The organism is Dorea phocaeensis (assembly GCF_900240315.1).
Lineage (GTDB): Bacteria > Bacillota > Clostridia > Lachnospirales > Lachnospiraceae > Dorea_B > Dorea_B phocaeensis.
Window position 1 is genome coordinate 64120 of sequence record NZ_OEPZ01000004.1, and the last position, 12696, is coordinate 76815.

A 12696-nucleotide genomic window follows, 5' to 3' on the forward strand; every position below is an offset into this window, starting at 1 on the left:
ATGAAGTATATACTGTCTCCGTCAATTCTGGCGGCGGATTTTAAAAAACTGGGAGAAGAGATGTGTCAGACTGCGGAAAATGGAGCAGAGTACCTCCATTTTGATGTGATGGACGGGATGTTCGTACCAAGTATTTCTTTTGGAATGCCGGTGTTGGCATCCATTCATGGTGCGACGCAACAAGTGATGGATGTGCATCTGATGGTTCAGGAGCCGATTCGGTATATCGAAGCATTTAAAGAAGCGGGCGCGGATTTGGTGACGGTTCACCTGGAAGCATGTGAGGATGTTTCAGCAACGATTGAGAAGATCAAAGAATGTAACATGAAAGTGGGACTTTCGATCTGTCCGGATACACCGGCAGAAGCAGTGGAGCCTTACCTTGGCGAGTTGGATATGGTATTGGTGATGAGTGTTCATCCGGGATTTGGCGGTCAGAAATTTATTCCGGAAAGCTTGGAGAAGATTCGTCAAATCCGACAGATGATTACAAAACGAGAGTTGGATGTGGATATTCAGGTTGATGGAGGAATCTATCAGACGAACGTGCGTGAAGTGCTGGAAGCGGGTGCGAATGTAATTGTAGCCGGATCGGCTGTATTTAAGGGGGATCCGGGAGACAATACCAGAAGGTTTATGGAGATATTAAAAAGCTATGAGTAAGAGGATTGTAATTGTAAGCGGAGGAGAGTTAGACGAAGCATTAACCTGTGAAATTCTTGGTGAGGATGAAAACAGCTTTATCATCGGAGTGGATAAAGGTGTGGAATTTCTGTATCATCATCAGATCATGCCAAGCTACATTGTCGGAGATTTTGACAGTGCAAGCAGCGAGATCCGGGACTATTATCGGGAAGAGACGGATGTACCGATTCGGGAATATAACCCGGTGAAGGATGCTTCTGATACAGAGATTGCGATTCGGCTTGCCATGACTCTTGGCTGTGAAAGCATTCTGATTCTAGGCGCTACCGGCGGACGGGTGGATCATTTGTGGGCGAATATTCAGTCGCTGTATATTCCGTTTAAGGCCGGGATTGACGCGCAGATTCTGGATTGTCAGAATCGAATCCGCTTAATTGGAGGCGGAGAGACCAGACTTTTGAAGACAGAAGCCTATGGCCCTTACTTTTCGGTATTTCCGCTGGGGCAAGAAGTGTTCGGCTTTAACATTGAAGGGGCGAAGTATCCGCTTCGCGAGCACACGTTGACACCTTATGACAGTTTGTGTGTCAGCAACCAGATCGAAGGAGAGGAAGCGGTGATTCGATTTCTGGATGGTGTGGTAATTCTGATGGAGACTCGTGATAAATAGATGAGATTAGGACTGATAAAAGATACGGCAGGATGATTCCTGCCGTATCTTTTATGTGTGATATTCAAAATTAGGATTATTAATAAAAAATGTAAATGCAGCCAAGGCAGCAGCGCCCTTTGCACCTCTGAAATTATCAAATTCTGTAATCTCGATATCGATATTTCTTTTCGTTGGAATGAAATTAAGCTGCTCTTGTATTTGTGAAATAATCTGGTTTTTAAATGACAGATAGCAAAAGAGCTTACTGTTTAGATAGATTTTATCACTGTCCTGAAGGATAAGAGTGTTGGCAATTGAAGTGCTCAAAAGCTTTAGGCCCTGATCAATCTTAGTGGTGAAATAAGAATCACCTAATTCATATGCCTTGATGATAGTTTCAATGGTTATGTCATTCTCAGAAGCAACAAGACTTCTTAAAATATTATTGGGAGAGCTGTTAAACAAAAGCTGCCCGGTTTTAATCAACCAAGATTCTGAAATATAGGTTTGAAGGCAGCCTTTCTTTCCGCATTCGCAGACAGGGCCATTAATATCAACAACGGTATGGCCGATTTCTCCGATATAAGAATTTTCCTTAATTCCCAATTGTGAAGAATTAAAAAAGGAACAGAATAATCCGTGTCCGATGTGATAGAACAAGAATTTATCGGGTGAATTGGAGGCGTTAAATAGATACTCGCCAAGCGACATACATTCTACATTGTTATTTACGGTAAATGCAAATGGAAAGTGGCTGGATATCTCTTCTAGATTAAAGGAGTTCCACAGTGGATTGTTTGATATAATTGTTTTTTTAAAATAATCAAAGTGTCCAGGGATGGCAATTCCGGCGCCATATATTTTTTCGACTTTTATTTTTTTTATACAAATATTAATCTGAGATACCAGCTCTTCGTTGATATTGTCTACATTATAGGAAGAAAGCGGTTTGGAGGCACATTGAATTACGGTTCCAACCAAATCCGTCAGAGCGATAAAGATTCCTCTCATATTGATTTCAATTCCAAGGAGATATCCGGAAGAGGCATTCAAAGTGAGAAGCTTGCGTTTGCGTCCAGAACCGGAATTGCCGCTGATTTCGTCTCCGGTTTCCATGATTTCCTCCTTTTTCATTAAATCTGCAGTGATAGAAGTTATGAGAGCCGGTGTAAGACCTGTGTTATTGGCGATTTCGATTCTTGAGGTCTGTCCTGCTCGGTAGATAAACTCAAGTACAGAAGCAACGTGATTTTTATAAATATCTGATTGTTTTTTATACATAAATAAATAAGTCCTTTCGGGTTTTCAGAAAAAACCGTGAGTATACTATTAGTGTAGCATGGAAAGACATATTTTTCCATGCGATTTTTTATTTCGTCATAATGTACGAAAACGAAATTATGAAAATGTTGATTATTTACAAAAAATAAATTAAATCTTTACAAAACAGTGGTTAAAAGGTATTATATATTTATAAAAAATAAATAAAAAACAAACGAATGAAAACAGGAGGACAACATGAAAAAGATCTTTGGTTTTTTGGAGCAGAAATTGGCTCCCATGGGGGAAAAGATTGGTAAACAAAGACATTTAAAAGCGTTAAGAGAAGGTATTATGATGGCAATGCCGTTAGTACTTTTAGGATCGTTCTTCGTTCTGATTAAGGACTTCCCGATCGCTGCATGGACAGAGTGGTTAAAATCACATTGGGGATTAGATGTTCTTTTGAATACAATGGCAAACAACTCTTTCGGATTGATGGCGCTGATTACAGCTTTCGGTATTGCCTATCGTCTGGCAGAGTCTTATGATACAGATGGACCGTCAGCAGGTGTACTTTCACTTGGAGCATTTCTGCTCACAACTCCATCTATTGTAGCAGAAGATGGTGCGGCAGGCATTCCATATGGAATGTTAGGTGGAAAAGGTATCTTTGCTGCAATTGTTGTAGCTATGATTTCAGCAGAGATTTACCGTTGGTTTATCCAGAAAAATATTACGATTAAAATGCCGGCAGGAGTACCGGAGGTGGTAAGTAAATCTTTCTCAGCATTGATTCCTGGTATTACCATTCTTGCATTTTTCGGAATGGTACTCAAAGTAATTGAAATTACAGGTCTTGGAAGCTTGAATGCGATTCTTGCAGTTGTAATTGGAAAACCTTTGGGATTGATCGCAGGTACATTGCCTGGAACTTTTGTGGCTGTATTCTTGAACTCACTGCTGTGGTTCTGTGGTGTAAATGGTGGGCAGGTAGTAGGAGCCGTTATGAACCCACTTTGGATTCAGTATGCAGATGCAAACCGTATTGCACAGATGGCGGGAGAAGCACTTCCGAATATCGTAACTGCTCCATTTATGGATCTTTTCGTATATATCGGTGGAGGCGGAGCCACAATCGGATTGGCATTATGCTTGATGTTCTTCAGTAAGAGTAAGGCTTACAAAACACTTGGAAAAGTATCTGGAATTCCGGCGTTGTTCAATATCAATACAGCAATCCTCTTTACGTTCCCGACGGTATTGAACCCAATTATGCTGATCCCATTTGTACTGACACCGGTTGTAAATGCAGTTATTACTTATTTAGCAATGATGACAAATCTGGTTCCTTATACAACAGGAGTAACACTTCCTTGGACGACACCGCCGATCATTGGTGGATTCCTTGCAACAGGAAGCTGGAGAGGAGCGGTTCTTCAGATTGTTCTGGTAGCTGTGTCCTTTATGATCTACTTCCCGTTCTTCAAGGCGGCAGATAAGAGAAACTTGGAAAAAGAGTCTGTGAAAAAAGAAGGAGCAGATAAGTAAAATGATTCTGAGAATTGGATATAAGTTAGAAGATATAGATTTTATAAAAGAAGAAGCAAAATACTATTTTGAAAAAGTATTTGATGTTCAAGTAGAAGAATGTGAATGGGAAGCGGCAGATCTTAAGCTTGCCATTGAGAAAAATGACGCTGATTTAGATCAGATTCACATTGAACTGAAACAGGGAAAAGGTATCATTACCTCAAACAGCAAAGTTGGAATTTTGATTGCATTGTATAGATTTTTCTATGAATTTGGAGTAAGATATGTAAGACCTGGAAAAGAGCATGAGGTTTGCCCGTCTCTTACGGAAGTGGATTTCTTTGAGAAAGAAATCCATATCGAAGAGACTGCAAGTTTCAAACACAGAGGCGTATGTATCGAGGGTGCAGACTCTTATGATAATTTGAAAAACTTTATTGACTGGCTTCCGAAGATTGGAATGAACAGCTTCTTTATTCAGTTTGAAAATCCATACTCTTTCTTTAAGAGATGGTATGAGCATGAATTTAACCCATATGCAGAGAAAGAACCATTCAACGCAGAGATTGCACAGGAGATGAGCGACCGCATTGATGAGGAGATGAAGCTTAGAGGAATCGTTCATCACAGAGTTGGTCATGGATGGACAGGAGAAGTTCTGGGATACTCCTCTAAATATGGATGGGAGTCGGGACTGACACTTCCGGAAGAGAAAAAGCCATTGGTAGCAGAGCTGAATGGAAAGCGTGAGCTTTTTGACACTGCACCGATTCTGACCAGTCTGGATTTTGCAAACCCAGAGGTTGGGAACAGAATGGTAGAATTGATTGTTGATTATGCAAAGGCAAGACGTGATGTGGATTATCTTCATGTATGGCTTTCTGATGCGAGAAACAATATCTGTGAATGTGAAGAATGTCAGAAGGATCTTCCGTCTGATCAGTATATCGGAATTTTAAATCAGTTGGATGAAGCCTTGACAAAAGAAGGGCTGAATACCAAGATCTGTTTCCTTCTTTACCATGAGCTGTTATTTGCTCCAAAGAAAGAAACACTGAAAAATCCAGAACGATTCACCATGATGTTCGCACCAATCACGAGAACGTTTGAAATGAGTTATGCAGACGTGGATTACGATGCAATTCCGGAAGCAAAACCATATGTAAGAAATAAAATCGTATTGCCGAACTCATTAGAAGAAAATCTTTCTTACTTGTTCCAGTGGAAAGAAAGATTCCAGGGAGACAGCTTTGTATATGATTATCCATTGGGACGTGCTCATTATGGGGACCTTGGATATATGAAGATCAGTCATGTAATCTATCGAGATGTAAAGTTCCTGAAAAATCTTGGCTTAAATGGATATATCAGCTGTCAGGAGCTTCGCGCAGGATTCCCTCATAATCTGCCGAACTATGTCATGGGACATATGTTATGGAACAATACTTTAAGCTATGAAGATTTGAAGGAAGAGTACTTCAGCGCTATGTACGGTGAAGCATGGAAAGAAGTTGTTGAATATCTGGAGGCGTTATCTCAGTATTCATCTTGTGATTACTTCAATGCAATTGGAGAAAGATTGAATCCGGTGCTGTCTGATCGATATGGCGTGTGCGTGAATTTAAGCCGCGAAAAGCTTTCTTTGATAGAGGAAAATACTGTGAAGACAAGTGGAAACCAGAAGTCGGAGTGGAAGAACCTTGGATATCATAGAGAGTATGTGGAAAAAATGGCAACAGCATTGCGGCTGATCAGCGAAGGAAAGAATGTAGAGGCACAGCGTGCTTGGAGAGTGGTTCTTGACTTTATCCGCAGAAATGAAATGGCATTTCAGCCAAATCTCGATGTGTATCGTGTGATTGAGGTTGCCAAAAATTACGCAGGATTTAAATTGTAACAGTAAATGTAATTTGAAACGGGGAGACATGGAAAAATGAACGATAAAGGCCGTAAAAAGATCATTGTGACATTTATGCTGCCGATGCTGCTCCTGTATGTGGTGTTCCAGTTGTATCCAATCATTTTGAATATTTTCTATTCTCTTTTGAATTGGAATGGGATTACGAAAACTGCAAATTTTATAGGCTTTTCAAATTACAGAGAGGTTTTGACGGATGGATTGTTCTGGAATGCAGTCCGAAACAGTCTGTTGTTTGCAGTGATAGGAACTGTTTTGCAGGTGGCAATCTCGTTTTTCCTTGCATATCTGGTAGAATATAATACCTTTAAACATCGCAAAATAATGCGTTTGATATTCATTATGCCAATTGTAGCTACTTCTGCTACGATTGGCATAATTATGAAGAGCATTTTTAGCTATGACGGATTTGTAAATACCATATTTAGCAGCTTGGCAGGGACAAAAATAGAGTGGCTTACAGAACCTAAATGGGCATTCCTTATGATTCTATTAGTGTCTGTATGGAAAGAAACGGGAACTTTATTTATATATTGGATGGCTGGGTTTCAGATGATACCGCAGACAGTAATTGAGGCATCAAAGGTGGATGGAGCATCGGAAGGTGCTTTTGTGCGTTATGTATTAATTCCGGCAATGAAGCCGATGATTTTTACTGTCGGGTCTATTGCGTTTTTGAATGCAATGAAAGTGTTTGATATTATACAGACTTTGACTGCAGGAGGGCCATATTTTTCGACGGATATGATTTCAACATATATTTATCGAACGGCCTTTTCTAGTTCCTTTGGAGCACCGAGATTAAGCTATGCGAGTGCGGCTGCTGTGATGTGTCTGGTGTTCCTGATTGCGGGCAGTTTGTTGATGAAGCTTTTGATGAAGCGGAAAGCGGGCAGAATGAGATGATAAAAAAGATTGTATTATTTTTGGGTGTTATGATATGGACAGCGCCATTTCTGATCATGCTTTTGATTGCGTTTAGCAGTAAGAATACCAATTCATTTGTGGAGTTGTTGTCGGATAATCCTTTGACCTTTCACAATTTTATAACTGCATGGCAGGAGGCTGAGTTTTCCAGATACTTTATAAATACAGTAATAATAACGGTAGTGTCTGTACTTATTGTATTGATGGTAACAGCGCTGTCCGGTTATATCATGGGATATTTTGATTTTAAGGGAAAGAAGTTAATATCAGCGGTTATGATGATTTCCATGGGGATTCCAACTATTTTCTTTACCATTCCTGTCTATCAGATTTTGAGAATGTTAAACTGTGACACTTCTTTGATTGGAATGATATTGGCGGAAGTAGGAGGAGGGCATGTGATCTTTATTTTACTGTTTTCCCGTTTCTTCTTCTCGATTCCGGGAGCTCTTAGGGAGTCGGCGCTCTTGGATGGGGCAAATGAGTTTGAGGTGTTCTTTAAAATTATGTTTCCATTAGCTACCCCGATGATTGGAACGGTGGTTATTACGCAGTCAATTTGGACATGGAACTCCTTTTTGTATCCGTTGATTCTATCTGTGAATAAGCCGGAGATTCGAACGTTGTCGGTAGGTCTTTATTCTTTTCAGGGAGAAAATGTAGTAGAATGGGGAAATATTGCGGCGGGAGCATGCATTACGATTCTTCCGATGCTTGTGTTGTTTGTGATGTTCCAGAGATCTTTTATCCAGGGCATCTCAGGAGCTGTAAAGGAGTAGAATGATGAAAAAAAGATTATTGGCATTGGTTTTGGCCGGATCATTTGCTCTTACCGGGTGTGTTGGAGTCAAAGTAGTACCATCGGGGACGGAAGGGGCATCTTCAGGCAAAAATCTGGAAAAAATACAGACTCCGGATACAGAAAAGGTTGTACTTAATATTGTGGACTGGAGTGACAGTACCAAAAAACAAAGAGAGAAGTTGAATGAAAAATTTATGGAGGATCATCCAAACGTAACGGTGAATTACACGACGCTTACGCAGGCGCAGTTTAATGAGACGATGTTGTCGGGAATTCGATCGGGAGAGGCGCCGGATTTATTTCCGCTTCCATCAACGACAACCTTTTCGACTGCTGTAAATGAAGGGTGGTTTCTCCCAATGGATCTATATTTAGAACAGGATTTTTTTGATCAGTTTCAGCCGGAAATGTTGGGAGAAAATGTGACGGTAAAAGATGGTCATGTGTATCTGCTTCCGGAAGCAGTTGAGATATCCAGCTGTCTTGTGTTCTATAATAAAAAGCTTTTGAGGGGAGTTGGCGTATCAGAGATACCAGAGCAGATGGAGTGGGATGAGTTCCAGGATATCTGCAGGAAGGTAACCAAAAGCGGCGCTGGTAAGTATTACGGAATGGTTGCCAGTGGAGCGCAGAAGAACAGAATGGATATTGAACTTCGGGCGTTTGCTGAAACAGCGGGAGCCAGACTTGGACCAGCGGGACAATTGTTCCTGGAAAATGAAGAAGTGCCATTTGCAAGCCAGCCGGTGCTAGAAGCGTTCAATCTATATTCTTCACTTTATAAGGAAGGGTGTTTCCATCCGGATACGGCATCTTTAACGGCGCCGGAGGCAAGAAAATTATTCGGAGAAGAGAAAGCTGCATTTATTGTTCAGGGTTCCTGGTGTATTCCAATTTGGGAAAAAGAAAATCCGGATTTGGAATTTGGAGTGATGAAGGTCCCGGTTCCCGCAGGGGAGGAGAAAGGGCAAGTGGTTCGTCCGTTTACCAGAGGATGGATGGGGATTTCTTCAAGTAGTAAGCACCCGGATGTGGCTGCGGAATATTTGAGATATCTTTACTCCTATGAATACCAGCATGAGTTAATGGCGAGAGGTGGGTTTATTTCAATTCGAAAGGATCTAGGAGAGAATGATATTTTAAATGATACTATGAAAGATTATTATCGTTATGTCAATGAACAGAGCATTTTGATTGAAAATCCAATAGAAAAAAATGGAAATATTGAATTGGTTTATAGTATCATTCAACCGGTTCAGCCTGATTTTGGCGATATTGCATCTTCTATTTTTCTTGGAAAAGACATTTATAAGGAACAGTTGAAAACATACTCAGAACAGACCCAGAAAAATTTAGAGCGTTCAGTTGAAACGGTTCAGAAAAAGGCTAATATCAGCTTGCGTGAATTTGAGTATGTGGGAAATTAGAATAACATATAAAAGATAATAATGGTAGAGTAGAAAGAGAAACGTATTTCTGTATGTTTCTCTTTTTGTTTAGGAAGAAAACTTTGTTGCATACTAAAAATTATAAATGTGTAAGAAGAAATTTACTCGCATTTAATATATTATGCATGGACACTTAATGAAAAGAAGATATATGCGTAAAAAGACCTCTTAGAAAAGTGAAGAGGTCTTTTACTATCAATGAATTGTAACTGTCAAATTGACATTTTTGATTGGGGGGAATCATTCCAAAATTTCATTATTCAGTTGTCACCCAGGTAAGGGAGTCAACAAAAGCGAGCCTAAATATTTGCTTGATAAGATTGAAAAAGCATAGTCCATGTGCTATACTTTATATTTGCATTAAACTTTGAAATGTCTACGTAGTAAGTATATAAAAAACGACGTAGGAGAACTATAAAGAAAGGCAAAAACCCGCATAAATAAAGGGTTTTCAGACAGGTAAAGATAAAAATGAAATTAGGTATCGTTGGACTTCCCAATGTTGGAAAAAGTACATTGTTTAATTCTCTGACAAAGGCAGGTGCAGAATCTGCAAACTACCCATTTTGTACCATCGACCCGAATGTGGGTGTGGTAACAGTACCGGATGAGAGATTAAACGTACTTGGAGAGATGTATCATACTAAGAAAATTATTCCGGCAGCTATTGAATTTGTTGATATTGCAGGATTGGTAAAAGGAGCTTCTAAGGGAGAGGGACTTGGAAACCAGTTCCTTGCCAATATCAGAGAAGTGGATGCCATTGTCCATGTAGTAAGATGCTTTGAGGACAGCAATATTGTTCATGTAGATGGAAACATCAATCCTCTGCGTGATATTGAGACGATCAATTTGGAGTTGATCTTCTCTGATCTGGAGATTCTGGAGAGAAGAATTGCAAAAACGACCAAAGTGGCAAGAAACGATAAGACGGCGGCGAAGGAGTTAAAGCTTTTAGAAAAGATCAAAGCTCATCTGGAAGACAACCGTTTGGCAAAGACCTTTGACGGTGCCGAAGATGAGGAAGAGGAAGAGTGGCTGGCAGGTTATAATCTTCTTACTTATAAGCCGGTGATCTATGCGGCAAATGTAGCGGAAGATGATCTGGCAGACGACGGTGCGGAAAATGAAGGAGTGCAGGCAGTTCGTGAGTATGCGGCCAAGGAAGAAAGTGAAGTATTCGTCGTATGCGCGCAGATTGAGCAGGAGATTGCAGAGCTTGATGATGATGAGAAAAAAATGTTCCTGGAGGATCTAGGGCTTCAGGAATCCGGCCTGGAAAAACTGATCAGAGCAAGCTATCGTCTGCTGGGATTGATCAGTTACTTGACGGCAGGTGAGCCGGAGGTACGTGCATGGACGATTACGGAAGGTACGAAGGCTCCACAGGCGGCAGGAAAGATCCATTCTGATTTTGAACGTGGATTTATCCGTGCAGAAGTGGTATCCTACGATGATTTGATTGCGTGCGGAAGCCATAATGCAGCGAAAGAGAGGGGGCTGATTCGCCTGGAAGGAAAAGAGTATGTAGTAAAAGACGGGGATATTATGTTGTTCCGATTTAATGTATAGAATGGAGACTTGAGTATGCACAGAACAATTGATTTTCCCAATATTGGAATACACTTAGAATCAGTAGGAGATCATATTACAGTATTTGGATTTGATATCGCGTATTATGGAATGTTGATCGGATTAGGAATTCTGGTAGGAATTTTTATTGCGGCAGCAGAAGCGAAGCGGACAAAGCAGAAGGCGGAAGATTATTATGATTTAACCATTTATGCGGTTATCTTTTCGATTATTGGAGCGAGGCTATATTATGTGATCTTTTCCTGGGATATGTATAAAGATGACCTTCTTAGTATTTTTAATATCCGACAGGGAGGACTTGCAATTTACGGTGGCGTAATTGCAGCGATTATTACAGTATGTATTTTTGCAAAAAAACGAAAGATGTCGGCGCCTCTTATTATGGATACTGCCGGACTTGGACTGGTTGCCGGGCAGATGATCGGAAGGTGGGGAAATTTCTTTAACAGAGAAGCATTTGGAGAATATACAGATGGCCTTTTGGCAATGAGGCTTCCTTTAGATGCAGTGCGTTCATCAGATGTGACGGAACTGATGCGCAAGCATATGGAGACGGTGGATGGAGTATCTTATATTCAGGTACATCCGACATTTCTATACGAATCCTTGTGGTGTCTGATGGTATTGGTTGTGATGCTCGTATATCGGAAATACAAGAAATTTGATGGAGAAGTTTTTCTGTTGTATTTGTTTGGATACGGGGCAGGACGTTTCTGGATTGAAGGGCTTCGCACAGATCAGCTTTTGATTCCGGGATGGGGATTTCCGGTGTCTCAGGCGCTGGCTGGCGTGCTGGTTATCGGATCCTTGTTATTGATATTTTATAATCGAAGAAAAAAGAAAAGTTAGGTTTAAAAGGATGTGTTTCGGCATATCCTTTTTATATAAAAGTTTTTCTGAATTTATGAAATTTATTAAATATTACTTAATTTCTAGCTGCTCATAGTTTTTTTTGGTAAAATTCATGATACTATCTTCTTATAGAATTCCTCTGTAGAAATGGAGGAAAAATGAGCAGGCAAAAGAGGTTACAGGACTTAACGATCAAAGATAATTTTATGTTTGGCGCAGTTATGAGTATTGAGGAGAGCTGTATTGCTTTTCTGGAGATGGTTCTCGGCTTCCCGATTGAGAAGGTTGTGGTTAGTAAAGAGAGAAGTATGATTTATCATCCGGAGTATAAAGGTGTACGCCTCGATATTTATGCCAAGGATGAAAAGCATACACGTTATAATGTGGAGATGCAGACAAGACGTCAGGCAGATCTTGGAAAAAGAAGCAGATATTATCACAGTCAGATTGACATGGAGTGTCAAGAGGACACATGTGCAAAGCTTCGCGATGGAAATAAGACAATTTTTCTAAGTACCAGAGGAAAGAATAAAGAACAGATGACACGGAGTCTAGTTAAGTTTTTGAAGTTTGTGGAGGCTGATCTTGCGGAAAGTGAACAGGATTTTGGAGATGAGTTGGTAAAGCGGTTTCAGGATTCTATTCGTGAGATTAAGGTAAGTCGTGAAATGGGGGAACGATATATGTTGTTTGAAGAATTGCTGAAAGAAGAAAGGCAGGAGGGACTTGCGCAGGGACGTCAGAAAATGCAAGGGAGTACATCTTAGAATTTCTTGCAGATAAAGGTGACGTATCCGGAGAATTAAAGGAAGCGCTTTGTAAGGTGAACAGTGAGGAAGAATTAAAGCGTTTATTCAAATTGGCAATAAAGGTGGAATCTACAGAGGCTTTTCAAAAGATCGTAGAAGAGACAGTGAACAAGCTTAGAAGTAAAGAGAATTAAAAAGAGTTAAAATTATTTATATCATTTCGACAATATTCAAAAGTGTCAATTTTATTCATAGGTCAGGCGCAGGGTACAGTGCCTGACTGTAATTATATTTTTTATTAATATCAGACCATATCG

General features: G+C 40.2%; 11 protein-coding genes. 10 read left to right on the plus strand and 1 reads right to left on the minus strand.

Features of this window, described 5'->3' with window-relative positions:
• Positions 1-663 (plus strand): ribulose-phosphate 3-epimerase, encoded by a 663-nt coding sequence (rpe, locus tag C0979_RS09415; RefSeq protein ID WP_101695740.1) that lies wholly within the window; start codon positions 1-3, stop codon positions 661-663.
• Positions 656-1315 carry a thiamine diphosphokinase gene (locus C0979_RS09420; RefSeq protein WP_101695741.1) on the plus strand — a complete coding sequence of 220 codons (660 nt, stop codon included), beginning with the start codon at positions 656-658 and terminating at the stop codon, positions 1313-1315. The genes rpe and C0979_RS09420 overlap by 8 nt, the downstream gene beginning before the upstream one ends.
• Positions 1316-1366: 51 nt before the next feature.
• Here C0979_RS09420 and C0979_RS09425 read toward each other — a convergent pair whose 3' ends face one another.
• On the minus strand, positions 1367-2578 hold the full coding sequence (locus tag C0979_RS09425) for an ROK family protein (RefSeq protein WP_101695742.1): 1212 nt from the start codon (positions 2576-2578) through the stop codon (positions 1367-1369).
• A 237-nt stretch (positions 2579-2815) separates the two neighbouring features.
• On the opposite strand from C0979_RS09425, the gene celB reads away from it, so the two are divergent.
• From celB to C0979_RS09465, 8 genes are all read left to right on the plus strand, one after another.
• Entirely contained in the window at positions 2816-4108 is a 1293-nt protein-coding gene (celB, locus tag C0979_RS09430) for a PTS cellobiose transporter subunit IIC (RefSeq protein WP_101695743.1), read from the plus strand.
• Between the two features lies 1 nt (position 4109).
• Positions 4110-5987: a DUF4838 domain-containing protein gene (locus C0979_RS09435; protein WP_101695744.1), complete on the plus strand. Its 1878-nt coding sequence runs from the start codon at positions 4110-4112 to the stop codon at positions 5985-5987.
• Positions 5988-6023: 36 nt separating this feature from the next.
• A complete protein-coding gene (locus C0979_RS09440; RefSeq protein ID WP_101695745.1) occupies positions 6024-6914 on the plus strand; it encodes a carbohydrate ABC transporter permease in 891 nt (296 codons plus the stop codon).
• Positions 6911-7714 carry a carbohydrate ABC transporter permease gene (locus tag C0979_RS09445; protein WP_101695746.1) on the plus strand — a complete coding sequence of 268 codons (804 nt, stop codon included), beginning with the start codon at positions 6911-6913 and terminating at the stop codon, positions 7712-7714. The genes C0979_RS09440 and C0979_RS09445 overlap by 4 nt, the downstream gene beginning before the upstream one ends.
• 4 nt (positions 7715-7718) lie before the next feature.
• The gene (locus C0979_RS09450) at positions 7719-9164 is read left to right on the plus strand and encodes an ABC transporter substrate-binding protein (protein WP_101695747.1); all 1446 of its coding nucleotides are present in this window, start codon (positions 7719-7721) and stop codon (positions 9162-9164) included.
• 492 nt (positions 9165-9656) lie between these two features.
• A complete protein-coding gene (gene ychF, locus C0979_RS09455) occupies positions 9657-10757 on the plus strand; it encodes a redox-regulated ATPase YchF (RefSeq protein WP_101695748.1) in 1101 nt (366 codons plus the stop codon).
• A 15-nt stretch (positions 10758-10772) separates the two neighbouring features.
• Positions 10773-11627, plus strand: coding sequence for a prolipoprotein diacylglyceryl transferase (gene lgt / locus C0979_RS09460; protein ID WP_101695749.1), 855 nt, complete (start codon positions 10773-10775; stop codon positions 11625-11627).
• Between the two features lie 161 nt (positions 11628-11788).
• On the plus strand, positions 11789-12397 hold the full coding sequence (locus tag C0979_RS09465; RefSeq protein ID WP_101695750.1) for a PD-(D/E)XK nuclease family transposase: 609 nt from the start codon (positions 11789-11791) through the stop codon (positions 12395-12397).
• Positions 12398-12696 lie beyond the last annotated feature (299 nt).